This is a genomic window from Pseudaeromonas sp. HNCC25DJ180, from assembly GCF_055413345.1.
Genome location: NZ_JBVAYF010000001.1, coordinates 393,275 through 417,116, shown reverse-complemented (window position 1 = coordinate 417,116; position 23,842 = coordinate 393,275). Strand labels below are relative to the sequence as shown.

At 59.6% G+C, this 23,842-nt stretch carries 19 protein-coding genes; 9 read left to right on the top strand and 10 right to left on the bottom strand.

The genetic code is table 11. The features are described 5' to 3' along the window. Positions 1-690: 690 nt before the first annotated feature. Entirely contained in the window at positions 691-972 is a 282-nt protein-coding gene (gene ppnP, locus ACZYTD_RS01915; protein WP_463888439.1) for a pyrimidine/purine nucleoside phosphorylase, read from the top strand. A 133-nt stretch (positions 973-1,105) separates the two neighbouring features. Here ppnP and ACZYTD_RS01910 read toward each other — a convergent pair whose 3' ends face one another. The 7 genes from ACZYTD_RS01910 to ACZYTD_RS01880 all read right to left on the bottom strand — a co-directional run bounded on the left by ACZYTD_RS01910 (position 1,106) and on the right by ACZYTD_RS01880 (position 10,439). Then, positions 1,106-3,154, bottom strand: coding sequence for an exoribonuclease II (locus ACZYTD_RS01910; protein WP_463888437.1), 2,049 nt, complete (start codon positions 3,152-3,154; stop codon positions 1,106-1,108). A 103-nt stretch (positions 3,155-3,257) separates the two neighbouring features. Beyond that, positions 3,258-4,679, bottom strand: a complete 1,422-nt coding sequence (locus ACZYTD_RS01905; protein WP_463888435.1) for an AMP-binding protein — start codon at positions 4,677-4,679, stop codon at positions 3,258-3,260. A gap of 4 nt (positions 4,680-4,683) precedes the next feature. Beyond that, positions 4,684-5,613, bottom strand: a complete 930-nt coding sequence (gene menC / locus ACZYTD_RS01900; protein ID WP_463888472.1) for an o-succinylbenzoate synthase — start codon at positions 5,611-5,613, stop codon at positions 4,684-4,686. Beyond that, the gene (gene menB / locus ACZYTD_RS01895) at positions 5,613-6,464 is read right to left on the bottom strand and encodes a 1,4-dihydroxy-2-naphthoyl-CoA synthase (protein WP_463888432.1); all 852 of its coding nucleotides are present in this window, start codon (positions 6,462-6,464) and stop codon (positions 5,613-5,615) included. The genes menC and menB overlap by 1 nt, the downstream gene beginning before the upstream one ends. Before the next feature lie 26 nt (positions 6,465-6,490). After that, positions 6,491-7,291 carry a 2-succinyl-6-hydroxy-2,4-cyclohexadiene-1-carboxylate synthase gene (menH, locus tag ACZYTD_RS01890; RefSeq protein ID WP_463888430.1) on the bottom strand — a complete coding sequence of 267 codons (801 nt, stop codon included), beginning with the start codon at positions 7,289-7,291 and terminating at the stop codon, positions 6,491-6,493. A gap of 5 nt (positions 7,292-7,296) precedes the next feature. Continuing rightward, entirely contained in the window at positions 7,297-9,048 is a 1,752-nt protein-coding gene (gene menD / locus ACZYTD_RS01885) for a 2-succinyl-5-enolpyruvyl-6-hydroxy-3-cyclohexene-1-carboxylic-acid synthase (protein WP_463888427.1), read from the bottom strand. 47 nt (positions 9,049-9,095) lie between these two features. Further along, a complete protein-coding gene (locus ACZYTD_RS01880; protein ID WP_463888424.1) occupies positions 9,096-10,439 on the bottom strand; it encodes an isochorismate synthase in 1,344 nt (447 codons plus the stop codon). A 165-nt stretch (positions 10,440-10,604) separates the two neighbouring features. Here ACZYTD_RS01880 and ACZYTD_RS01875 point away from each other — a divergent pair, with 165 nt between their 5' ends. The 4 genes from ACZYTD_RS01875 (at position 10,605) to ACZYTD_RS01860 (ending at position 15,677) form a co-directional block, all read left to right on the top strand. Then, positions 10,605-11,513: a 1,4-dihydroxy-2-naphthoate polyprenyltransferase gene (locus tag ACZYTD_RS01875; RefSeq protein WP_463888421.1), complete on the top strand. Its 909-nt coding sequence runs from the start codon at positions 10,605-10,607 to the stop codon at positions 11,511-11,513. Beyond that, positions 11,510-12,649, top strand: a complete 1,140-nt coding sequence (locus tag ACZYTD_RS01870) for an endonuclease/exonuclease/phosphatase family protein (protein ID WP_463888419.1) — start codon at positions 11,510-11,512, stop codon at positions 12,647-12,649. The genes ACZYTD_RS01875 and ACZYTD_RS01870 overlap by 4 nt, the downstream gene beginning before the upstream one ends. Positions 12,650-12,892: 243 nt before the next feature. Then, complete coding sequence (locus ACZYTD_RS01865) at positions 12,893-13,858, top strand: RDD family protein (RefSeq protein ID WP_463888416.1); 966 nt, start codon at positions 12,893-12,895, stop codon at positions 13,856-13,858. Positions 13,859-14,075: 217 nt separating this feature from the next. Then, entirely contained in the window at positions 14,076-15,677 is a 1,602-nt protein-coding gene (locus ACZYTD_RS01860) for a M14 family zinc carboxypeptidase (protein WP_463888414.1), read from the top strand. Positions 15,678-15,714: 37 nt separating this feature from the next. Here ACZYTD_RS01860 and ACZYTD_RS01855 read toward each other — a convergent pair whose 3' ends face one another. Next, positions 15,715-16,032 (bottom strand): YebG family protein, encoded by a 318-nt coding sequence (locus ACZYTD_RS01855; RefSeq protein WP_463888412.1) that lies wholly within the window; start codon positions 16,030-16,032, stop codon positions 15,715-15,717. A 193-nt stretch (positions 16,033-16,225) separates the two neighbouring features. Here ACZYTD_RS01855 and ACZYTD_RS01850 point away from each other — a divergent pair, with 193 nt between their 5' ends. Next, positions 16,226-16,657 (top strand): hypothetical protein, encoded by a 432-nt coding sequence (locus ACZYTD_RS01850; RefSeq protein WP_463888410.1) that lies wholly within the window; start codon positions 16,226-16,228, stop codon positions 16,655-16,657. 88 nt (positions 16,658-16,745) lie between these two features. Here ACZYTD_RS01850 and ACZYTD_RS01845 read toward each other — a convergent pair whose 3' ends face one another. Next, positions 16,746-18,656, bottom strand: coding sequence for a monovalent cation:proton antiporter-2 (CPA2) family protein (locus ACZYTD_RS01845; RefSeq protein ID WP_463888408.1), 1,911 nt, complete (start codon positions 18,654-18,656; stop codon positions 16,746-16,748). After that, complete coding sequence (locus tag ACZYTD_RS01840; RefSeq protein ID WP_463888406.1) at positions 18,653-19,252, bottom strand: NAD(P)H-dependent oxidoreductase; 600 nt, start codon at positions 19,250-19,252, stop codon at positions 18,653-18,655. The genes ACZYTD_RS01845 and ACZYTD_RS01840 overlap by 4 nt, the downstream gene beginning before the upstream one ends. A gap of 317 nt (positions 19,253-19,569) precedes the next feature. Between ACZYTD_RS01840 and ACZYTD_RS01835 the strand changes: the two genes are divergently transcribed. The 3 genes from ACZYTD_RS01835 (at position 19,570) to ACZYTD_RS01825 (ending at position 23,623) form a co-directional block, all read left to right on the top strand. Next, positions 19,570-21,654, top strand: a complete 2,085-nt coding sequence (locus tag ACZYTD_RS01835; RefSeq protein ID WP_463888403.1) for a S9 family peptidase — start codon at positions 19,570-19,572, stop codon at positions 21,652-21,654. Between the two features lie 109 nt (positions 21,655-21,763). Further along, positions 21,764-22,060 (top strand): DUF406 family protein, encoded by a 297-nt coding sequence (locus tag ACZYTD_RS01830; RefSeq protein WP_463888400.1) that lies wholly within the window; start codon positions 21,764-21,766, stop codon positions 22,058-22,060. Between the two features lie 123 nt (positions 22,061-22,183). Beyond that, positions 22,184-23,623, top strand: coding sequence for an MltF family protein (locus ACZYTD_RS01825; protein WP_463888398.1), 1,440 nt, complete (start codon positions 22,184-22,186; stop codon positions 23,621-23,623). Positions 23,624-23,842 lie beyond the last annotated feature (219 nt).

Below are 23,842 nucleotides of genomic sequence, written 5' to 3'. Positions count from 1 at the left end.
GTCATGAAGATGACCCGCATGTGAGAGTAGGAGACTACTTCGCAGGCACGTGACTAGACTGTAAAGTGAGCAAAAAGCCCCGATAGTGATATCGGGGCTTTTTGTTAGCTGCATTTTTAATTTCAGATTTAGCTCTAGCGGTTCGCGCGTTGACATAGCTGCGATGCCGCAATATAAAAGCGAGCCTGACCCTCTGCACTCATGCGAACCCTGGCTAAGACGCGATTCCCCCGCTTTAATTCCCAGTTTTCTTTGAATTTAGGCATGGCCACCCCGAGGCAACTGAGGTACTCACTGAACAGGTAAGAGTTACTGATCTCGGTAAGGTGGTTATCCATCGCTGCTCTCCTCGTATTATTTATCAATTTATCTTTGCGATTCAACTCTAATTCAAAAGCATTACTTGGCAATGATAGCAAACAAGAAATCGATTTCATTGTGATCGCCGTCGCGAAAGACTAATGCTTTATGCTTATCTGAGGTTTCACCTCAACATCTAACCCCCTGCATTATGTAGCTAAAATGTGAAAAGCATGTAAGAAAATAGTCGTTGTTGCTCGAGTGATGTCAGATGTAACAGGTCGTGCTGGGCGTGAGTTCCAGAGTGCAGCTCAGGTGCTTGAGGGGATGCATCCATGATATCCTTATTCAGATCTATGTACTCTTGGATGCTAACAAGGAAGCAATTGCATGTTGAACGTGAATGAATATTTTGAAGGTAAGGTCAAGTCTATCGGGTTTGCTAATGGTGCTGCCAAGGCGACTGTGGGTGTGATGGCTCCTGGTGAGTATACCTTCAACACTGGTGCCCCTGAGCTGATGGTGGTGATCCGTGGTGCTCTGACCGTGTTGCTGCCAGGCCAGGATGAGTGGGTGACCTTTGCTGCCGGCCAGCAATTTGATGTTCCTGGCAACAGCGCATTCCAACTCCAAGTCAACGTGGATACCGCTTACCTGTGTGAATTCAAGTAATAGTTAGCCACACCCAGAGAGCCCGGATCTTCCGGGCTTTTTCATTTCAATTCGGCTATGCGTATGGGGTTTAACTGGAGAGATCTGGGGCTAAAAAAACAGGCCCTGCAAAGAGGGCCTGTGTAGAGCGGGGTTAAACGTCGTCACTGTCGTCCGGGACGGCAGTCGGCTCATTGGCTTGCGCCTCTCGCACCTCATGCTCCAGCTCTTCGATGCTCTCTTCCTGGGTGCGGACATCCAGGGGCTCGGCTAGGGTGGCGACCAGGGAGCGGGTGGCTTCGATGGCATCCTTTAGTCGCACCTGAAGCTGTTGGCCTAGCTCAAAGCGCTTCTCCTTGTCCAGATAGATGCAGCCATCATCCCAGCTGCACTCCAGACGCTTGCGGTCGCTGAAGATCTGTCCGGCAGGAATAAAGGCCACGGCGCCATTTTCCAGCAAACGCACTTTCATCCCACCGCGCACTATATCGATGATCTCGGCTTGGAACGTTTGTTCTGTACCGACGGCCGACAATAGATAACGCACATATAACCAGTCGCCAATATCGCGTTCGGCAAAACGGTTGAAACGGCGAGCATCACTCAGACACTGAGCCAGTTCATCGCTGGGTTGTGCCGGGCAATCGCTACCCTTCAGCAGAGCCTTGATGATGCGGTGGTTGACCATATCCCCATATTTACGGATAGGGGAGGTCCAGGTGGCGTAGGCGGATAAGCCGAGGCCAAAGTGGGGTCCCGGCACCGGCGACATGATGGAGAAGGTTTGGAAGCGACGGATCCGGCTATCCAGGAAGGGGCTGGGCAGGCCATCCATCCAGCGGCGGAGTTGGCAGAAACCGTCGAGCGTGTTGATGCTCTCATCGGCCAGCGGTGCCTGATGGGCGGTGAGCAGCTCGATGGCGCCGGGCAACTTTTCGGCATCAAATCCAGGATGCACGTTGAATATGCCATAGCCCGGGGTCTTGGCCAGGAACTCGCCGGCGCAGATGTTAGCGGCGATCATCGCCTCTTCCACCATGCGATTGGCGATGCGACGTGGCTCAACGTGGATAGCGACCACTTCGCCCGCTTCATTCAGTTCGAAGGCGTAGTCAGGCTTGTCCTTGAAGACCAGGGCATGGGTGCTGCGCCAGGCATGACGCGCCTCAGTGATGGCCTTCAATCCATGCAGTTGATTGGCTATGGTCTCACTCGGTGCAAATGTCGCACTTTGACCCAGTTCCAGCCAGTCAGAGACCTCGTCATAGATGAGGCGCCCTTGAGAACGGATGGTGGCCGCGAAGAAGCGGAACTCTGGGGCTATGCTGCCATCCTGGCGGATCAGTAGTTCACAGCAGAGGGTGTGGCGATCTTCCCCCTCTTTTAGGGAGCAGAGCTCATCGCTCAGGCTACGCGGTATCATCGGGATGTTACGACCCGGCAGATAGACGGTGAAGGCGCGCTTGGCGGCCTCGATATCCATGGCGCTGCCCGGTTCGATATAGGCGGTTGGATCGGCAATGGCGACCGTCAGCTTCCACCCTTCAGGAGTGGTTACCACATAGAGAGCATCGTCCATATCTTTGGTGGAGGCTCCATCTATCGTGACGAAGGGCAGGGCCGTCAGATCTTCACGGGGAAGACCCTCTTCCTGCTGTTGCCACTCTTCGGCTTCGGTCGGTGCGGTGCGGGGCAGATCATGGCGGCGCAGCACTACCCACCAAGGGGCTTCGGGATCATCGCCGCTGGTGATGCGTTCGCTGATCTCGGCAAAGTGGCTGCCATCGTTCAGGGCATGGCGTTTGAGGTGGGCAATGACCCAATCCCCTTCCTGAAACTGTTTCTCGTCCAGCCCCTTGATGGGGCGAGCCTTGATCACTTCCTTGAGGACAGGGTGATCCGGAACCACGTTGAGACGATCCTTGAACAACTTGATGCGTCCCACGAAACGGCTGAGGAACGGGGTCAACAGTGTCTCTGGCTCGGCTTGTTCCTTCTCGTTTTCGGTACGGATCAGGACAGTGATGCGGTCTCCGTGCATCACCTTCTTCATCTGTGGTGGCGGAATAAAATAGCTTTCGCGGTTATCGGTTTCCAGGAAGCCAAAACCACGGTCAGAGCCGCGGACGACCCCCTCTTTTTTCGGGATATTGTCCCGCAGCTGCTGTTTTAGCTGCGCCAGCAGCGGATTATCTTGAAACATAGTGCACACCCTGTCGAAGAATCGTGCCGACTATACGGCCTTGCGGTGACAAAACCAAGGAAAACGGCGGGGGAAATGGGCCCACAATTGGCCCTGACGAGGGCTAGCGTCCCTCAGTTGGGGCCGCTTGCGCTTGTTGGGCCAGACGCTGAAACAGCTGGCGGCTGGGTTTCAATCCAGACTCCAGATCTCGGGGCCAAGCCAACCACTGCTTGGGGATGAGATGGGCAGGCAAGGTGTTACGCAGCCAGAGGATCAGAGCCTGGTCGGGAAGCTCGTGCTCTAGCTCCACAAAGGCCACCGCTCTTTGCCCCCACTCGGGATCGGCAACGCCGACCACCAAGGCTTGGCGTACTGCGTCATGGTTTAGCAGTTGTGCCTCTATCTCTTCGGGCTGGATATTCTCGCCGCCGCAGATGAAGCGGTTACCCCGGCGCCCACTCACCACCAGTTCGCCGTCCGGGGTGACGTGGCCCAGATCGCCGGTGTGAAACCAGCCCTCATCATCCAGCGGCAGGCTCAGTTGGCCAGCCTGATAGTAACCCGCAAACAGGGTCCTGCCGCGGACACAAATCTCGCCCTCCTTGAGCATCACCTCCCGGCCTGGCAGGGGAAAGCCGACGGCGCCGGCTAGCGGGCTGACATAGCCGGTATTGACCTGGCTGGCCATCTCCGAGAGGCCATAGCTCACTTGCGGATGTAGACCCTGCGCCTGGCAGCGGTGTAGCAGCGGTTGCGGTATAGGGGCGCCGCCCAGCAGCAGGTGACGTAGCCGGGTCTGTTGCAGGGTAAAGCCAGGGGTCTGTAGCAGTCGATAGAGTTGGGTTGGCACCAAGGAGAGATGGGTTATGTTCTGCTCCCGCAGTCTCTGAGCCAAGGGGGTCGGTTGTTCGGGCAATATCAGGGTGGCACCAGCCAGGAAGCAGCGCATGGGAATGGCGTAGCCGCCCACATGGAACAGGGGCAGGGAGAGCAACCAGCCATCCCCCGGTTGCAGAGGTATGGCCTGTTGGGAGCCGATGGCACTGGCCAGATGGGCATTCAATCTATGGGCGACTATCTTGGGTTCGCCGCTACTACCCGAGGTGAGCAGCAGATTGTTGAGCCCTTCACTCTCCAGCCCCAGTTCGCTTTGGCCAGCTAGCTGGGCGGTGAAGTCCAGGTTCAGGCGTGGGCAGGGCGGTTCACCTTGCTCGGCTGGCCACTTGGGCAACCAGCAGGCATCGGCATCCAGGCGCGCGCTGAGCTCCAGTATGCGGGCAAGGGGCAGTGTCGGATTCAAGGGGCAGAAGAGTATGCCTGAGCGCAGGCAGGCCCAGGCTAACAGCAACAACTCCAGGCTATTTGTCTCCTGAGCCATGAGGCATGAACCGCGCAGCAGTCCAGCGTCTGCCAGTTGCTGCTGTAGCCCGTTAAGCCGTCTATCCAACTGCTGATAACTCAGCGCCCCACCATCCAGCTGGATGGCCGGGCTCGGTAAACCCTGCTCTGCATGGAGGCGGATCGGGCAGGGGATCCGCGTCATGGCTCTAGCCTCGCCATATCACCTCAAGTTGGGATTCATCCACCGCCAGGGTTTCGCCCTTGAACAGAGAGGTGGTGAAGTACCGCAGGGTGTCGAGGCCTGGCGCCTGCTCAGGAGCCCATTCGCTGGCCAGTTGGGCCAGCAGTCGGTTGCCCAACTGGGATTCGTAGCAGGAGGAGAGTATGACCTTGAGCCCCAGGCTATGGGCCTTGTCAGCCAGCGCCTTGCACTTGGCCAGAGAGCCTATGAGTGTGGGTTTGATCACCAGCGCCTTGAGCTGAGGGAAGTTATCCCAAGTTTGGGTGCTGCCCAGCAGCTCGTCCAAGGCCACCGAAATGCCGGTGTGGTTGGCTACCGCTTTGACATCCTCAAAGGAGGCACAGGGATCTTCCACATACTCAATGTTGGCGGGGTTGAGGTGGCTCATGAAGATCCAGGCCTCTTCCCGGGTCCAGCCACTGTTGGCATCCAGCACCAGCTTGAGACGCGGCGCCAGCCGGCAGAGTTCGCGCACCATGGCTATCTCGTCGCGCATGGGGTGGCGCCCCACCTTCAGTTTGGCCTTGGCTGGATAGTCATAGAGCCACTCGCGCCAGCCCCAGATGATCTCATCCGGGCTGCCCAGCAGTAAAATGTAGGGGGAGTGGGGGGCATTCATCTTCTCGGGCCACTTGCGCTGGGCGCAATCAAAACCAAATTGCACCGAAGGTAATTGCGGCACCAGGTGGCGGCCCTGCTGCCGACTCTTGAGACAGAGGATCGCCTCGGCCTCGGCTTCGGCTAGCGTCTCTTTTGAAAAACCGGGCAGCGGTGCTATTTCGCCCCAACTGCTGCCCCACTTCAGCAACAAGCCTTCGCGATTCTCGAGCTGCTGCTCATGAAACTGGATCGGCTGGCTCAGTGGCAAGCGATAGCGATATAGGGTTATGTCCATCATGGGTTCCGTTTAAATTTGGAGAAGTCGGGTTTGCGCTTCTCGTTAAATGCATTCCGGCCTTCCTGGCCCTCTTCTGTCATATAGAAGAGCATAGTCGCATTTCCAGAGAGTTCCTGCAGACCCGCTTGGCCATCGCAATCGGCATTCAATGCAGACTTCAGGCAGCGCAGGGCCATGGGGCTATGCTGCAGTATCTCGCGACACCAGTGCACTGTCTCCCGCTCCAGCTCGGCCACTGGTACGACGGTATTGACCAGCCCCATCTCCAGCGCGGCAGCAGCATCGTACTGACGGCAGAGGAACCAGATCTCCCGGGCTTTCTTCTGGCCGACGATGCGGGCCATATAGGAGGCGCCCCAGCCACCATCGAAGGAGCCCACCTTGGGGCCAGTCTGGCCGAAGCGGGCATTGTCGGCGGCTATGGTCAGGTCGCACATCATATGCAGCACATGGCCGCCACCGATGGCGTAACCGGCCACCATGGCCACCACCGGCTTGGGACAGGTGCGGATCTGGCGCTGGAAATCCAGCACGTTGAGGTGATGGGTGCCCTCGTCATCCTGATAGCCGCCGTAATCGCCACGCACCTTCTGATCCCCGCCGGAGCAGAAGGCCAGCTCCCCTTCGCCTGTGAGTATGATGACACCGATCCCGGCATCGAAGCGGGCATCCTGCAGTGCTTCCATCATCTCCTGCACCGTCAGCGGCCGGAAGGCGTTGCGCACCTGGGGACGGTTGATGGTGATCTTGGCAATCCCCTCTTCAGATTTGTGGTAACGGATATCCTGAAAGTCGCCGCTGCAGTCGTGCCAGTTGATGGGGGCGTAGAAGGGATCTTGCTGTGTCATCTTGTTTTCTCGTCGAGTTATAGCGATTAAAGGAAATGGTGCCTGCCCAGCCAGTTGCTTAACAGACCGGCCAGCGCCTCGGGTCGGGACAGGTGCAGATTATGGCCCGCTTCGGCCAGCACGCCGTGCTCCAGTGACGGACAGGCTGCCGCCAGCTGCCGACCCAGGGCCGTAAATTTGCCATCCCGCTCGCCACTGAGGTAGAGCAGGGGAGCTTCGTTGTTCTTAAGCCAGGGGCGCAGATCGGGCTGGCGCGCCAGACTGGTGGCGGCCAGCATGCGAGCCAGTCTGCGGCCATCCTGCTGGCTGCGCCGTGCTATGAGTCTCTGCCGCTCCTGCTCATCCAGATCGCTGAAGACAGCCTGACGATACCACGCCTCCAGAAAGCAGGGCAGAGGCTCATGGCGCAGACGCTGTACCCAGCTGGCGTCATGACTGGCTCGCTCCCGGCGCTCTGCCGCCGAGTTTAGTCCCGGGTGACCACTTTCCAGGATCAGAGCACAGCGACGGGGGCCCTTGCCTTGATAGGCATCATGAGCCGGTCGGGGGGCATGCAGGCCGCTGGCGGCGGCAGAGAGGGCCAGCCGAGCCCCCAGGGAATAGCCATAGAGCAGGTACTCACCGACCTCTGCTTGGCGCAACTGATGATCAAGCCAGTCCGGCCAGTCGGCGAACGAACAGGTTGCCAAGCCCGGGTTGCCGTGTCCCGGCAGGGTAAGGCAGAGGCAACGAGGACGCAGCACAGGTGGCAACTGCTTAATCAGAGGTTGCCATTCGGTGGCCTCACCGAGAAAACCATGCAGGAAGACGAGGGTCGGGGCGGCCATGCTGTTCAGAGGTCCTGGCAGTGACCAGCCAGCGCCTTGAGCACGGAGGCGGCATCATCGGCGGGCAGACGGCACTCGATCAGGGTGACACCTCCCTGGCTGGCCGTGGCGTAGGACTCGTCCAGCTGTGCCAGATCCCGTGGTGCCTGATAGTTCAGGCCAAATTGGGCGGCGGCATGGGCAAAGTCCAGGCCATGGGGCAGGCGGAAGAAGTCGTCGAGCTGGGGTAGTGCGGCGGCACCGGGCAGCAGTGAGAAGATGGCGCCGCCGTCATTATTGAGCAGCAGCAGTACAAAGGGCGAGGTGAGTTTGCTTAGCAGCGCCAGGCTATTGAGATCGTGCAGGGCCGAGGTATCCCCCAGCAGCAGAGTGGTGCAGCGATCTGGTCGGGCCGTGGCCACACCGGCGGCGGTGGCGATCAGGCCATCTATCCCCGAGGCACCCCGATTGGTAATCACTTGTGACAGTGAGTGTTCGCTTACCTCTCCCTCGCTTAGCTGTCCCGCCATGCCCACTTGTCCCACCATATCCATCATTCTTACTGGCAGGCTGTTGCCCAGCAGCAGGGGGCCATGGTTTCTGGTGCAGAGCCAGTGGCAGATCCCCGGCTCGCTCCAACTGGGCAGCCACTGGGGTAATGAGGTGGCGATCTGGTTGGGCAGCCGATCGAGCCGGTGCCAGGGGGCTCTGGGCTGCGGCGGCGTATGGGTGGCGCACCAGGACGCGATGGGCGCGACCAGACGGCGCTGCAGGCCGTAATCGGTGGCCAGACGCTCATCGTGGTCGGCCAGCAGCCAGCGCTGCTGCCAGGGGTGGTTGCTAATAAACTGGTTGAGCCGTTTGGAGATCAGGCGGCCACCCACCTGCAGCAACACGGTCGCCTCGGCCAACTGCTCGCGAAAACGGGGGGAGTGCAGCGCCAGATCGTAATGGCTGATGACCCCGTCGGTCAGTCGCAGTCGGGATTGCACATCGGCCAGCAGGGGCCAACCCAGCGCCTGGGCCAACCTTGCCACCGCCTGCGCCTCTTCGGGGTGACGGATCTCGCCGACCACCAGAACGCCGCGCTGCTGACTGAAGGACACCCACTCAGGCTCCCTCTCGTGAGTCGGAGTCACCGCAGCGCTGGCGCTGTGATAGATAGTGAGTGGTTGCTCACTGACCAGCCACTGCGCCAGTGGCTGCCACCAGCTTGCGGGCAGGGGCTCGCCCTGGCCGGGGTACAAGGGTTCGGCAAAGGGGCAGTTGAGATGGACGGGGCCGAGAAGCTGGGTGAGCTGCTGCCAGGCGTGATCCACAGAGCCCAGCAAAAAGCGCGGATCGAGGCGCGGTTCGGGCGTGGGCAGGGCTTGCTGGAACACCGGATAGCTGGCGAAGATCCCTGGTTGGGTAATGGCCTGATTGGCACCGCAGTCGATCAGCTCGGCGGGGCGGTCGGCGCTGAGCACCAGCAGCGGCACTCGGGTCAGCCTCGCCTCTATGACGGCAGGATAGAGATTGGCCACCGCTGTGCCCGAGGTGGTGATGATGCCGACGGGCTGATCCAAGCCCTTGGCCAGACCCAGCGCGAAGAAGCCGAGTCCGCGCTCGTCAAAGTGCAGATGGCAGCGGATGCCAGCATGGTGGGCGGCGGCCAGGGTCAGGGGGGCCGAGCGGGAGCCCGGCGCTATGCACAGATGGCGCAGTCCCAGCCGGTAGAGCTCTTCGATGAGCAGGCTGGCCCAAGCCAGGGGCAGCGAATCGGAGCGGCCTGTCATGCCTGATTACCTGTCATACCGGATTACCTGTCATACCGGATTACCTGTCATACCTGAGTGCCCTGCAGCAGCAGGCCCAGCAGGTTGGCCAGCTTGTCATCCAGCTCCTGCCATTCGGCGGCAGGCTCAGAGCCTGCCACTATGCCGGCCCCGGCGTAGAGGCGCAGGGTATCGCCGGTCAGCAGCATGCAGCGGATGGCCACGGCAAACTCGGCCACATCATCGCTGATGAGACCACAGGCCCCGGCATACCAGCCGCGACTAAAGGGCTCATGCTCGCGCAGATAGGCCAGGGCCTTGCGTCTGGGGGTGCCGCCCACCGCTGGTGTGGGATGCAGGGCGGTGAGCAGTTGGGCGTCGCTGACACCGGGTTTGAGTCTGGCCGTGATATCCCGGCGCAGGTGTTGCAAGCGACGCAGGCGCAGGATGCGCGCCGCCGACAGGTTGGCCTGCTCGGCCAGCCCTTCGAGTCGAGTCAGGATATCGGCATGCACCAGGCGGTTTTCCAGCCGGTTCTTGTTGTCGGCCAAGAGTTGCAGACCCAGGGCATCATCCTCGGCGGCATCTCCGGTGCGGATGATAGTGCCCGCCAGCGCCTCGCTCTCCAACTCTTGCCCGTGGCGCCGATAGAGGCGCTCGGGCGAGCTGGCGAGAAAACAACTCTGGGCCGAGAACTGGAAGGCGAAGTGGAAGCAGGCCGGGGTCAGCGGCTGCAGGGCGGCCAGCAGATCCCAGGGGTTGGGCTGCTGCTTGATCGCCAGTTGGCTCTCCCGGGCGAGCACCACCTTGGGTAACTGGGCTAGATGCTGACTCTCGGTCAACTGTTGTACCAACTGGGACCAGAGTGCCGGCTCCGGGCTATCTTGCCGGGTGAAGGCGACGGCGGGCAGGGGCGCCAGGGTGGCTTCCGGGGCTATGGACAGCAGGGCGTCACGGGCGGCGGCTAGCTCAATCTGGCGCAGTTGTGGCTCGGCTTCCAGCCAGAGATTGCAGACCAGCTCTGTCTGGTTGCCCTGACGAATGAGCTCGATACGCGGCAGTATGAAGCGGCAGCGCCCAAACTCCTGCCAGTGGGGGGCAGACGCCAGGCTGGCCTGGCTGTCGAAGGCCAGGCCGCCATAGTAACGGGGCCAGCTACCCGCCACCGGCTTGGGTTGGGCGCTGAGCTGGGCCAGTTGATCTTCATCGCGGATCTCGCGCAGTACGCCCAGGGTGGCGAACTCTCTATCGCGCTCCCGGGCGTGCCAATAGATGCGAGGGTAGAGGGTCTGCCCCTTGAGCCAACCTGTGAAGGAGGTGATATCCAGGGGTTCGCGCAGACGCACGAATCCGGTCAGGTCGGGTTGCTGCAGGAGGGTGAGTCTTTCAATCAGTCGTGTCTGAGCCAGCATGGGATGAGTGCACGGATGGTAAGGGCCGGCGGTGCGGCGAAACTGCAAAAAAGAGGCGAGATCCGGTATAGTACGCCACTTCCTGACGCCTTCGGATCGGCCTGACGGCCCAGTATAGGGGCTGGTGGCCGGAGGGTAAACACATTGCTAGGGGTACTCCCACTCATGTCATCTGCCTCTGTTTCCAGTTGGCTACTGGCCGCCCGTCTGCGCACCCTGCCCCTGGCCTGCTCCTCCGTGCTCTTGGGTAGTGGCCTGGCTGCGGCCGCTGGGGCGTTTCGCCTGCCTATCTTCCTCCTCTGTCTGCTGACCGCCATACTGCTGCAACTGCTCTCCAATCTGGCCAACGACTATGGCGATGCCGTCTCCGGGGCGGATAATGCCGAGCGGGTGGGGCCGACCCGGGCCGTGGTCTCCGGCCTGATCACGGCCAGTCAGATGCGTTGGGCCATGGGGGTGACCGCCCTTGCCGCCGTGGTCAGCGGCCTGAGCCTGCTGCGCTCGGCGTTTGGTGATGATTGGCGGGCCCTGCTGAGTTTCATCGGGTTTGGTGGTCTGGCGCTGTTGGCGGCGGTCACCTATACGGTGGGGCGTCGTCCCTATGGCTACCGGGGCTTGGGGGATTTGTCGGTATTTATCTTCTTCGGTCTGCTCGGGGTGATGGGCTCCTACTACCTCTTCACCCAGCAGTTGGATCCCCTGCTGCTGCTGCCTGCCGCCAGCTGTGGTCTACTGGCTACCGCCGTGCTCAACATCAATAATATCCGGGATCTAACCACGGATGCCGCCGCCGGCAAGCTGACCCTGGCGGTACGCCTGGGGGCGAGCCGGGCCCGGCTCTATCACTGGTTGCTGGTGCTGGGGGCGGGGAGTCTGACCTCGGGGTTTTTGCTGCTCAAGAATATCTCTCCCTGGCCCTGGCTATTTGTCTTGGGCTATCTGCCCCTGCTGCGTGCCGCCTATGTGGTGCAGCGCAGCCGGGATCCCAAACGCCTGAACCAGCAGTTGCAGCAGACGGCTCTGGGTAGCCTGCTCTTCAATCTCTTGCTGGCCATAGGTTTTGTGCTGGCATGAGTAGCCCGCTCCCGCTGCGTATCGCCACCTTCAACCTGAGCTTCTCTCGCCCCACGGCGGGTGGGTTATGGCAGGCATTGCGGGATGGGGAGGTGCAGCTCAAGCACTGCGCCGAGATACTGCAGCGGGTGCGGCCGGATATAGTGCTGCTCACCGAGTTTGATCACGATGGGGAGGGAAGGGACGAGCGTGCCCTGACCCTGTTCCGCCAGGCGTATCTGGGGGCCAGCCAAGGCGGGGCCGAACCGATTGATTACCCCTATGCCTGGCTTATTCCCACCAATACCGGCCTGCTCAGTCAGGTCGATCTGGATGGCGATGGCTGCCTGACTCTGCCCAGCGATGGCCAGGGCTTCGGTGCCTTCCCTGGTCAGTACGGCATGCTGCTGCTCTCCCGCTATCCTCTGCTGCTGGATAGCGTGCGCACCTTTCGTCACTTTCTCTGGGCCCGGATGCCGGGGGCCGCACTGCCAGATCGGCAGCCCGGCTCCGGCCTGGGTGACTACTATTCAGCCGCGGCGCTAGCCCAGTTGCGCCTCTCTTCCAAGAATCATGTGGATCTTCAGGTGCAACTGCCGCATCGCAGGTTGCATCTGCTGATGAGCCATCCCGTGCCACCGGTATTCGACGGGGCCGAGCGGCGCAACAAGAGGCGCAATCATGACGAGATCCGCCTCTGGTGTGACTACCTGAGTGGCGCCGACTATCTCTGTGATGATGCGGGCGTCGGGAGCGGTCTGGCCCCTGAGGCCGACTTCGTGCTGCTGGGGGATCTGAATGCCGATCCGCTGGCGGGCGACGGCGATCGCCGCGCTATTCGTGCCCTGCTGGCGCATCCCCGTCTGCACTCTGAGGTGGCCCAAGGGCGGCTGACCCCTGCCTCGTTAGGGGGGGAGCAGTATGGCTCTCTACGCTCCCGCCCCGCCGCCGCCGTGCTCGCCTGTCACTGGACTCACCTGCGCGGCCTGCGCCTGGACTATGTGCTGCCCAGTCACCAACTGCAGCTTGTGGCCTCGGGGGTCTATTGGCCCGCCAGCGCCGAGCCGCAGCGGTACTTGCTGGCGGATGCCCAAGAGCGGGAGTTGGCAGCGCTGAGCTCGGATCACCGTCTGGTCTGGGTCGACCTGCTGCTGTAACGCTTGGAAAACCATGGACTGACACTCTCGGATGAAAATCCAAGCCGGTGGATGTTTTGTGTGTTCTGGATAGTTAACGGCTTGGTCTCTGCCGGTCTTATTAACCTAGCGCTCGGCAGGAATATTCAAGTGACGCTGCTACGGGTAGCATGGAGACTCAATATTGCCATGCCCCTTGGCGGGCGAGGCCAGGCTAGGCTTGATTCATGCTGGGTGATCAGCGCTAAAAAACAGGGAGTGAATGTGAGTAACGAACAACAGGGAATTTGCGGGTTTTGGCGTCGGCTGGGGGCGCTGGTGGTGGATGTGCTGCTGCTGGGTGTGGTTGGTTTTTTGCTGGGGTTGTTCTTTAGCGAGCAGTTTATCGCCCTGGGATCGTGGGGGCGATGGCTCGGCTTTATCATTGAGCTGGGTTACTTCGGGGTGTTGAATAGTCGTCTGGGTAATGGCCAGACCCTGGGTAAGCGGCTATTGAAGATCCGGGTCGTGGATGGAGCCAACCAGTTGCTCTCCCTGCCTCGCGGCATGGTCCGCGCGGCCATTCTCGCCATGCCCTTTGCGCTAAACGGGATCGATCCGGGCGGTTTGGCAACCAACCTCTATCTGATGGTGCCGCTGTCGGTGCTGCTATTCGGTGGCCTCTTTAGCATCATATATCTCTATCTCTTTAACCGCAGAACGCGGCAGTCGCTGCATGATCTGGCGGTTGGCTCCTTTGTGGTCAACGCCGCATCGCTGGCGAGTGATAGCGAGCGCGAGCCCATCTGGCCCTGGCATCTGCGATTAGTGGGGCTGATCCTCATAGTGGCTGCGGCGGTTCCCTTCTTCACCCTTAATCTGGCGCAAACGCCCCTGTTCCGGAATCTGCTGGCAACCCAGCAGCTGTTGCAACAAGAGCCGGACGTCACAAGGGCGGCTATTACCATTGCCGCCCAAAAGACGCTCATCGGGGCCGACGCTGGCCATGACGCAGGGCGTTTCATCACGGCCCAGATTTTTTTGACCCAGAACCGGCTTCAGGATGCGGCTCTGGCGAAGAAGTTGGCCACGCGCATCGTCACCAGCCTGCCGGATGCCAACGAGGTGGATGCCATCCAGATAATGCTGGTCCAGGGTTACGATATCGGCGTCTTCTCCCGCTGGACGACGCAGGGCTATAGCTTCTCTCCGGCGCAGTTGCGGGGCGTATCGTCGGTTTTAGGCCAATAACCGTATTCTGGGATTTCACAACACCGGCTGCGGCCGGTGTTATTTTTCGGACCTGGTGCTCGATATGATGCTTTGTTTCGGTTTGCCTCTTTGCTGGCGGCAGATATTGCCTATAATGCGCGCAATGGGAGTGTGACCCGGATCCCATTGCTTTGGCTCAAGCCCCCAGGTTTGGCCCTATCCGATTGGATTGACATTGTTAGGTAAAGGATTGTTCATGAAGCTCTTCTGGAGTGCTTGTTTCTGTGCGCTGATCTATACGTTGCCTGCCCAGGCTTCGTTGCCTCTGACCCCCTTTGAACTGGCACCGCAGAAGCCATTGCCCAAGGCGGCTGTGGTTTCTGGCTATTTGCGCACTCTGGCTCAGGACTCCCCCTTGGCTCGCATGACCCAGTTGGGGGTGTCGGCGGGGGGGCGCTCCATTGATGCCCTGCTGGTTTCTGAAGGTCTCCCCTTTCTCTCGACCAATAGCCGCGCCAAGGATAAACCTACCGTGATGCTGCTGGGTTCCCAGCATGGCAATGAGCCATCGGGCACCGAGGTGTTGCAGATCCTGGCTCGCCGTCTGCTGGATGGTGATCTGCGCCCGCTGGTATCGCGGATGAACTTCGTGGTGGTGGCCCTGGCCAATCCGGATGGGCGGGATATGAACCGTCGCCTGAATGCCAAGGATGAAAATCCGAATCTGGATTTCATTGCTGTGGAGTCGCCAGAGACCCGTATCTACATAGATGCCCTGGCGCGCTTCAAGCCAGATGTGGTAATGGATCTGCATGAAACCTGGAATGACAAGTACCCGTTGACGCCGATCGAGGGGTTCAAGACCACTACAGATGCGCAGTTTGAGGTGGGCAATAATCCCAATCTGGATGCCAACCTCAGTGACTATGCCAATGAGCAATACTTGCCTCGGCTCATAGAGCGGGTCTCCCGGGCGGGCGTGCCGGCACAACGCTACAACGAGATCTACTCCCTGCGCGATCCGGTGCGGCGGGGTGGCTTGAGCCTCAGCAATTTCCGCAACTATGCGGCCATGCAGGGGGCGCTGACCGTGCTGTTTGAGAATCGTCATGACAGCCTGGGCAAGTATCCAACCCCCATGAATATCGCCGAGCGGGTGCGCAAACAGTTGCTGAGTGTGGAGCAGGCGCTAATCCTGGTCGATCAGGATCGCCAGCATATCCAGCAATTGACGCGGCAGGCCAGCCAGCAGTGGGAAGGGCAGGAGGGCGAGGAGCGTTACGTGCTGCAGTATCGCTTCACGCCGAATCAGGATCAGCCCAAGGTGCCGGTGACCCTGACCGATAGTAAGGGGCTGGAGGTGGTCAAGCGCTTCCGCCTGGAGGATCAGGTGGCGATCAATGGCATAGGTGAGATACCCGCCGGATACGTCATTCGCAGCCAGACCAAACGCTTCAAGAGTTGGCTGGATCGCCATCATATCGACTATCAGGTGGTGGTTGGCAAGGAGCTGCTGACCCTGCAGCAGCAGCGGGTGGCCGGCCTCGCCATTGCCGCGCAGACCAATCCAGGTACCCGAGACTGGCTGGATGTGACCCTGGATGAGAAGTTGGTGGAGGCCGAATTGAAACCCGGTGACATTAAGATCAGCACAGATCAGCCCCAAGGTGCTCTCATCGCCATCATGCTGGATCCTCGCTCCTCCAATAGCCTCTATCAGGAGCCGAGCTGGCGCAGCCTGTTGTTGAGCAATCCTTTGCCTACCGCACCGATCCCGGCGACTCAGCAGATAGAGGCGCTGCAACAAGCGGCCTTGGAGAGTAAGGCCGCCAATCGCAAGTCGGCCGCTGCGGGTTAACGCAAGGCGCAAGCGGGGTGGGCGGGTCCGTCGTGTCCTACTCTGATGTTGCCTCTCCCTCGTCGTGCTTGCTTCGGCGGCGTTTAGGGCCGGGTTCTCCTTCGGTGGCCTCAGTTTCTGCCGCCAGTTTGCCCCCCTTGAGGATGAGGCTCAGTTGCTCACGCTGCTGGGCCAGGAACAGGGCCAGCCCCTCCTGCTGGCTTTCGTCCAGGGCGACAGGCGCCCCCGCCAGTAGCTGAGTCAGCTCATCGGCCAGATCCAGCATCTTGTCATAGGCATCGGCCTCTTTCTTGCTGACAAAGGTCATCTTCTCCTCGCCGTTACGAACCACTACATATTTGATCTCGACTGCCATACACTTTCCTGTCTGTATAAACATACAGTCTTAATGTATACACGAATGTATGAGAAAAGACCAGATGTGGTCTCGATCGTCGCTTGAGTTGCAAAATAGTGTCATAGTGAAACAATACAGAGCACATTCAATTGCCTGCCTAAGGTGCTGGTGGGTTGATCGGAGTTTAGGGATGCGTCACTCAGGAGGAGCTATGACTCGGGCATTCTGGAGCGTGGGTTGGATATTCAGCGGTATCTTATTGGTATCACCAATGGTCCATGGGGAAACCAAACACCTCTATTCATGGGACGATAACAAGGGGATCAAGAATTTCTCCAGTCAGCCGCCGAAAGAGGATGTGGATCCGGTGGGTGAGTGGCTGGCTAACCCCAGTGGCACTATGCAACCTGTGCCGACGGATAATCGCCTGCTGGTTAAGCCTAAGCTGCCGGTGGATGAGGCTCCCCTCAGCAAGCAGCAGGAGAGCTGTGCCTATTATCGTTCGGTGCTGGCTCGTTATCAGATGCAGGGGGTCTACGCAGTGGATCCGGCAACCGGTAAGAGTGAGCGTCTGAAAGGGGAATCGGCGGAGCAGACCATGGCCAGCGCCAAAGAGGCGGTACGCATTTTCTGCCAGAAATAGGCAGAGTTGAGCCTGAGATAAAACAAGAAGGGGGAGCTTAGGCTCCCCCTTCTGTTATTGCATGCCTCTTGATTTCGCTGGCCCTGGCTTAGGAGTGATCACCGTTGGAACTCATGTTGCCGCGGTTTTTCGAGGCAAAGAAGGGCTGCACGGGTTCTGTCTCCTCCGATGTGGCCTCGGGGCTGTTTTCCCAGGCAGACATCAGCTCGCTGCGTTTATCCTCCTGATTGGCCTTAAGCATCTCGGCCAGGATATGGCGGTACTGGACGCTCTTGGTGATATACATGTTCTCATCATCGATGAAGGCGGTCTGCTCGCGCAGCAGCTTCTCATCCTGCTGTTTGAAGGTCTGTCCGGCGCGCCAGGCCTGATTGGCGCGAAAACCTAGCGCCTTCAGCGCATTGACCCCCAGATCTACCGCTGAGCCCACGGTTTCTCGATAGACCATATCCACGCCCAGCTGCAGCAGTTGGTGGGCATGAGGCCGGTCGATGGCCCGCACCAGTAGCGTCAGTTGCGGGAAATGCTTCTGAGCCAGTTCGCATACCGCCACCGACTTGGCGGGGTTGCCCACCGCCACCACCATCAGCTTGGCCTTATGGGCTCCGGCGGCATAGAGCAGATCCAGCCGGTCGGCATCGCCATAGAACACCTTGTAGCCAAACTTGCGCAGCACATCGATATGGCCCACATCGTTGTCCAGTACCGTGGTGTCTATGCCATGGGCGTGCAGCAGTCGGCCGACGACCTGACCGAAGCGGCCGAAGCCCACTATGATCACCGGGTTATCTTGGGAGACTATTTTGTCGGCCTCCCGCTCTTCATCTTTGTCTACATAATGGCGCTGGATATAGCGCTGGTTGATGATGAGCAACACGGGTGTCAGGGCCATGGAGAGGGCGACCACCAGGGTGAGCAGCGCGACGGTCTCCCCTGGCAAGAGTTGGCCATTACCAACCAGCACCAGTAACACGAAGGCGAACTCGCTGCCTTGGGCCAGCGCCAGGGCGAAGGTCCAGCGGTGGGAGGGGTGCATGCGTGACAGGGCGCCTAGGGCGTGGAGCACCAGACACTTGATCAGGGTCAGCAACCCCAGCAGGGCCAGCACAGTCCAGGGGTTGGCCCACAGCAGATGGAAGTTGATCCCCGCCCCGACCGAGATGAAGAAGAGCCCCAGCAGCAGCCCCTTGAAGGGCTCTATGTTGGCCTCCAGTTCATGCCGGTATTCGCTCTCCGCCAGTACCACACCCGCCAGGAAGGTGCCCAGTGCCGGGGAGAGCCCCACCGATTGCATGGCCAGGGCGATGAGGATGACCAGCAGCAGTGCCGCGGCGACAAAGATCTCGCGCAGGCCGGATTGGGCAATGAAGCGGAACACGGGCCGCATCAGGTAGTGACCGCCGAGTATGATGCCGCAGATGACGCCGGCGATGAGCAGACCATCTTGCCAGCCCGCCAGCGTGGAGGTGGTACCCGGCATGGCGCGGGGTGCCAGTAAAGGGATCAAGGCCAGCATGGGAATGACGGCTATGTCCTGAAACAGCAGCACGGCAAAACTGGTCTGGCCCGCCTCGGTTTTCAATTGCCGCCGTTCGTTCAGGCTTTGCAGCACTATGGCCGTCGAGGAGACCGCCAAGATCATGCCGGTGGCCAGCGCCTGGCGCCAGTTCAACCCCAAGGCTAGCCCCACACTGGCAATGGCGGCTGTGGTCAGTGCCACCTGGCTGGCTCCTATGCCGAGGATCGGCCCCTTGAGCTGCCACAACAGGGCGGGCTTGAGCTCCAGGCCGATAAGAAACAGCATCAGGACCACGCCAAACTCGGCCACATGCATCACGTTGTCGGTCTGCCCCACCACATTCAGCAGGAAGGGACCAATAATGATGCCGGCAATGAGATAGCCCAGCACCGAGCCCAGCCCCAACCGCTTGGCGATGGGCACAGAGACGACGGCCGCGGTCAGAAAGATGAAGGCGTCAAACAGCAGACCCTCGGTCATGACAGCACCTCCAGCAGATCGGTCAGGTAGGTGGCGCGTTTGAGATCGTCATGGGGCAGCTTGTCATCCCGCAACGCCTCGAGCAGTTGGCGATATTGGCGCGCCGTGTTGCGCAGCAGTTGCACATCCTGGATGGTGTGAAAGGAGTAGAGCACGAAGGGGGGCAGGTATTGCATGCCGCACAGCCAGGCACTCTGGCGGAAGGGTAGCAGATATTCGCTGACCGCCCGCCGGTTATGCCCCATGGAGGTATAGGATTCATGGCTCCCGCCCGTGGTGATCACCGACAGTAGCGCCTTGTTGCGCAGGGCGTGCCCTTCTGGGCCAAAGGCGAAGCCATACTCCAGCACCTGATCCATCCACTCTTTGAGGATGGCCGGGCAGGAGTACCAATAAAAGGGGTGTTGAAACACTATGATGTCGTGTTCCAGTAAAAGTTGTTGCTCCCGGGCCACATCAATAAACATGTTGGGGTAGACCTGATACAGATCGTTGACTGTGACGCCTTCCATGTTGCGCAGCGCCTGCAGCAGGGCCTTGTTGGCATGGGAGCGGTGATACCCTGGGTGGGCAAACAGGATCAATATCTTTTTCATGCAGGCACTAGGCTCCGGGAAACAGGGATACACGTTAGCGGGGAGCGGGAGAGTCGTCCGGCCGGAGAGCTAGTTCCCTTTTAAGCCCCGGCGCGCAGGCTCAGTCTAGGGCCTAAGAAAGGGGGGCGCAATCCTTCTTGGCGGTGGATGGCATTCGACGCGCTCTGCTTCCATACTGGCCTTTCTGTTTAGCATAGCGGATCGGGTCGTACACAGGAGCGTAACTCATGTGGCGAGATTCAATCAGGAGAGGGACTCTGCAGGGGGGGCCGCTTTTGGTAGTATGTTGGCTCACTCTTGTTTGCTGCCAGGTTGTTATGGCTCACCCCACTATTCCGCATCCACCGGTGGCCCCCACCGAACCTCATCTTCTGACTCAGCATGGGGATGTTCGTATCGACCCCTACTACTGGCTGCGGGACGATACTCGCTCCTCACCGCAGGTGCTGGCCTATTTGCAGGCAGAGAATCGCTATACCGATGCCGTGTTGGCACCGACTGTGCCTCTGCAGCAGCAGCTGTTTGAGGAGATGGTGGCCCGGCAGCAGCCCGATGATAGCTCTGTGCCCTACTGGTACAAGGGGTACTGGTATCGCACGCGTTATGAGCATGGCAGTGAGTTTCCCCGTTATGAACGGCAGTTGGGCAACCAGCAGGCGCCAGTCGAGCTGTTGCTGGATGCCAATGCCCGAGCCGAGGGGAGTGAGTTCTATGCCCTGGGCTCCCTGGAGGTGAGTCCAGATGATCGCCATCTGGCGGTCAGTGAGGACACCCTCTCCCGGCGTCAGTATCGTATCCTGGTGCGCAGCCTGGTGGATGGGCACTGGTTGCCTGAGCAGATCGATAACAGCTCAGGGGAGGTGGTGTGGGCTGCCGATGGCCAGAGTTTCTTCTATGTGCGTCTGGATGAGGAGACCCTGCTCCCCTATCAGGTGTGGCAGCACAGTTTGGGTGAGGCGGTGAGCGCCGATCGCCTGGTCTATACCGAACAGGATGAGAGCTTCTACCTGAGCCTTGGGGAGAGCCGCTCCGAGGAGTATGTGCTGATCGTGCTGGATAGCACATTGACCAGCGAGGTACTGCTCATTCCCAGTCATCACCCCGAGCAGGCGCCCCGTCCCTTTCTGGCGCGCAGGCGCGGCCATGAGTATCACCTGGACCACTTTCAGGGCCACTTCTATATCCGCTCCAACCGCGAAGGGAACAACTTTGCCCTCTATCGGGCAGACTCCGCCCTTGAAGCGCATTGGCAGACGCTGCTGCCGGTGCGTACTCAGCAACTATTCCAGCAATTCGAGCTGTTCGAGAATGCCATTATGGTGGAGGAGCGGGAACAGGGCCTGACTCGGCTGCGCCAGCTGAGCCTGGAGGGTGAGGAGGTGCGGCGGGTACAGTTTGCCGAACCCGCGTACGTCACCTGGCTGGGGTATAACCCTGACCCGGCCGCCAAGAGCTTGCGCTATGGTTACAGCTCACTGACTACGCCCGTCTCTACCTATGAGATGGATCTGATTACAGGTGGGCAGCAATTGTTGAAGCGGCAGGCGGTACTGGGGGATTTCGATGCCAGTCGCTATGCCAGTGAACGACTCTGGATCAGTGCCGAAGATGGGGCCCGCATTCCCGTCTCTCTGGTCTATCGCAAGAGCCTCTATCGGCCCGGGTATAACCCCCTGCTCGTCTATGGCTATGGCGCCTATGGCATGAGTGAGGAGCCCGATTTCAGTTCGGTGCGGCTCAGCCTGCTGGATCGGGGCTTTGTCTATGCCATAGCCCATGTCCGTGGCGGCGAGGAGCTGGGGCGGCAGTGGTATGAGCAGGGCCGACTGTTGCAAAAACGGCACAGCTTCACCGACTTTATCGCCGTCACGCGCGGTCTGGTGGCGGCCGGCTATGGCGATAAAGCTCAGGTCTATGCCGAAGGCGGCAGTGCCGGTGGCTTGTTGATGGGAGCCGTGATCAATATGGCTCCCGAACTCTACCGTGGGGTGATCGCCGCCGTGCCGTTTGTCGATGTGCTGACCAGCATGCTGGATGAGACCATCCCGCTCACCACAGGAGAGTACGATGAGTGGGGCAACCCCCATGATCCCCTCTTCTATGAGTACATCAAGTCTTATAGCCCTTACGATCAGCTCAAGGCTCAGGCCTATCCCCACCTGCTGGTGGTCAGTGGCTTGCACGACTCCCAGGTGCAATATTGGGAGCCCGCCAAGTGGGTGGCCAAGTTGCGCGCCACCAAGCGCGATGACCATCTGCTGCTGCTCAGCATGGACTTGAGTGCCGGCCATGGTGGCAAGTCGGGCCGTTACCATCAGTTGCGGGATGTGGCCAAGGAGTATGCTTTCTTGTTGATGCTGGCCCAGGAGGGGAAGGTGGAACATGGCGCCGAGCAAGAGTGAGGCCCCACACTAAACAAGGCTTTGCCATACCTTTTTAGCGCCAAGCAGCGTACACTCAAAACAGGATTGTCACTTTATTTCGGTGTAAATCGAAGAGGAGAAGAGCGTTATGTCAGTCGAAGAGCATGTGCAAGAGACCTGTGAAGCCTGTGGTTGTGCGGCCGAGATCGGTACCGTGATCGGCGAGGGGGATGACTCCCTTAACTTCACGATTGAGTCTGATGATATGGCCAGTGCCGAGGCTCGTTTGGCCAAGTATGAGGCGCTGGCTCGTGATATATATCCCGAGGTAACGGTCGCCAAGCAGGTGAGTGAAGCCTCTGGCCGTTTCACGCTGGCCGTGGCTCTGCAATTTAGCTGCACTGCCGAAAAACTCATCTTCGAGATGCGCTCCCGCGCGATCTGAGTCACATTCAGGGGGGCCTGCCGCCCCCCTGTATCTTCCTGATTTGCCATGTCGTTCAGCTTTCGTTTACCTTGGCTCGGGTCTAATCACTCGTTTAAATGAACCAATGAGCGACAATACGCGATGAAAAACCGAATTCTGAGCTTCTTCTTACTGCTTGGTCTCATCGCTCCGGTTTGGGCTGACCCCATGGCGGAGAAGATGTTGCCGCACCAGGGCGATCTGGACTCACTACTTGAACACCGTCAGCTGCGAGTGTTGGTAGTCTATGATAATTCCTATTTTTACCTCAACCAGGGACGTCAGGATGGATTGACCGTCAGCCTGATGCGTGAATTTGAACGCTGGTTGGATCGCCGTTACTTTCACAACAACTCCCTGAATATGCATGTGGTCTTTCTGCCGGTGCGGCATGATCAGCTGTTGCCCATGCTCAATGAGGGGAAGGGGGATCTGGCGCTGGCCAGCCTCACTCCGACTGAGAATCGCCTGAAGCTAGCGGACTTTTCCAACCCGGATAACAGCGGCCTGCAGGAGTGGCTGGTGAGCCGCCGGTTGGCGCAGCCCTTAACCCGACTCGATGAGCTGGCAGGCAAGCAAGTCTGGGTGCGGCGCAGCTCCAGTTATTATGAGAGTCTGCTGACGCTGAATGATGCGCTGGCTGGTCTGCAGTTGGCACCGGTCAAGATTGAGCTGGTGGATGAGAGTCTGCAGGATAGCGATCTGCTGGCCATGGTGAGCCGGGGCGAGATCGCCATGACCCTGGTGGATAGTCACAAGGCCAAGCTGTGGGGGCAAGCCTTTCCTGGCTTGCACTTTCATCGAGCCTTGCCACTACGCTCCCATAGCTCTACGGCCTGGGCCTTCCGCAAGAACAGCCCCCAGTTGGCGAGTGAGGTGAATGCCTTCCTGGCCGAATATGGTGCGCAGGGCGCCAAGGGGCGGGCGCTCTACAGCCGTCATCTGCAGCAGGGGACGCAGGTTGCCCGCCGCTATCAGCTCAGCACCCGCAATCAGATGGGCTGGAGCAAACCGACTTACCCCCAGTATGCCAGCCTGTTTCAACGTTATGGTGATCGCTATGATCTGGACTGGCTGATGCTACTGGCCCAGGCCTACCAGGAGTCCACCCTGGATCAGGGGGCGCGCTCCAGTAAAGGCGCCTTGGGGGTGATGCAGGTATTGCCCAGCACGGCGAGCGAACCCTACATCAATGTGGGCAATATCCGTTCGTTGGAGAACAACGTTCATGCGGGCACCAAGTACATGCGCTACATAATGGATACTTACTTTGCCGATGCCAATATGGATGAGCATAACCGCGCGCTGTTTGCTCTGGCCGCCTACAATGCCGGACCAAACCGTATTGCGGCATACCGCAAGGAGGCCATGCGCCGCGGGCTCGATGGCAATGTCTGGTTTGGCCATGTGGAGCGAGTGGCCGCCAGCCGCGTGGGAGCCGAAACCGTTAATTATGTAAAAAATGTCACCAGCCGCTATGTGGCTTATCGCCGCTCCTATGATCTTCTCGCGCAAAAGACCAAGCTCTACCGGCCGGGGTAAGGTACGGGTTGCGAGATGAGTGCCATGGCCCGTCAGTGACAAGCCGATTTAGACGCCTCGGTCATTTGGGACTCCTCGGTCATGTGGTGCATGAGTCGTTGATCTGGATGAGATAAAAAATATCCCAGAGAGGTGCAGTGTGTCGGCAGTTGGGGCTCCATTTCTGTCCACCGCCCCCATGCCGGTGGCTCGGGTCTGAATCTGGCGGGTGGCGGGGGG

Bases quoted from the DNA above. Each gene is read 5' to 3' on its own strand.
- ACZYTD_RS01825 (WP_463888398.1), top strand. From the start codon at position 22,184: ATGAAAAACCGAATTCTGAGCTTCTTCTTACTGCTTGGTCTCATCGCT.
- ACZYTD_RS01845 (WP_463888408.1), bottom strand. From the start codon at position 18,656: ATGACCGAGGGTCTGCTGTTTGACGCCTTCATCTTTCTGACCGCGGCC.
- ACZYTD_RS01860 (WP_463888414.1), top strand. From the start codon at position 14,076: ATGAAGCTCTTCTGGAGTGCTTGTTTCTGTGCGCTGATCTATACGTTG.
- ACZYTD_RS01830 (WP_463888400.1), top strand. From the start codon at position 21,764: ATGTCAGTCGAAGAGCATGTGCAAGAGACCTGTGAAGCCTGTGGTTGT.
- menB (WP_463888432.1), bottom strand. From the start codon at position 6,464: ATGACACAGCAAGATCCCTTCTACGCCCCCATCAACTGGCACGACTGC.
- ACZYTD_RS01855 (WP_463888412.1), bottom strand. From the start codon at position 16,032: ATGGCAGTCGAGATCAAATATGTAGTGGTTCGTAACGGCGAGGAGAAG.
- ACZYTD_RS01905 (WP_463888435.1), bottom strand. From the start codon at position 4,679: ATGACGCGGATCCCCTGCCCGATCCGCCTCCATGCAGAGCAGGGTTTA.
- ppnP (WP_463888439.1), top strand. From the start codon at position 691: ATGTTGAACGTGAATGAATATTTTGAAGGTAAGGTCAAGTCTATCGGG.
- ACZYTD_RS01875 (WP_463888421.1), top strand. From the start codon at position 10,605: ATGTCATCTGCCTCTGTTTCCAGTTGGCTACTGGCCGCCCGTCTGCGC.
- ACZYTD_RS01840 (WP_463888406.1), bottom strand. From the start codon at position 19,252: ATGAAAAAGATATTGATCCTGTTTGCCCACCCAGGGTATCACCGCTCC.
- menC (WP_463888472.1), bottom strand. From the start codon at position 5,613: ATGGACATAACCCTATATCGCTATCGCTTGCCACTGAGCCAGCCGATC.
- ACZYTD_RS01870 (WP_463888419.1), top strand. From the start codon at position 11,510: ATGAGTAGCCCGCTCCCGCTGCGTATCGCCACCTTCAACCTGAGCTTC.
- ACZYTD_RS01910 (WP_463888437.1), bottom strand. From the start codon at position 3,154: ATGTTTCAAGATAATCCGCTGCTGGCGCAGCTAAAACAGCAGCTGCGG.
- menD (WP_463888427.1), bottom strand. From the start codon at position 9,048: ATGACAGGCCGCTCCGATTCGCTGCCCCTGGCTTGGGCCAGCCTGCTC.
- ACZYTD_RS01835 (WP_463888403.1), top strand. From the start codon at position 19,570: ATGGCTCACCCCACTATTCCGCATCCACCGGTGGCCCCCACCGAACCT.
- menH (WP_463888430.1), bottom strand. From the start codon at position 7,291: ATGGCCGCCCCGACCCTCGTCTTCCTGCATGGTTTTCTCGGTGAGGCC.
- ACZYTD_RS01880 (WP_463888424.1), bottom strand. From the start codon at position 10,439: ATGCTGGCTCAGACACGACTGATTGAAAGACTCACCCTCCTGCAGCAA.
- ACZYTD_RS01850 (WP_463888410.1), top strand. From the start codon at position 16,226: ATGACTCGGGCATTCTGGAGCGTGGGTTGGATATTCAGCGGTATCTTA.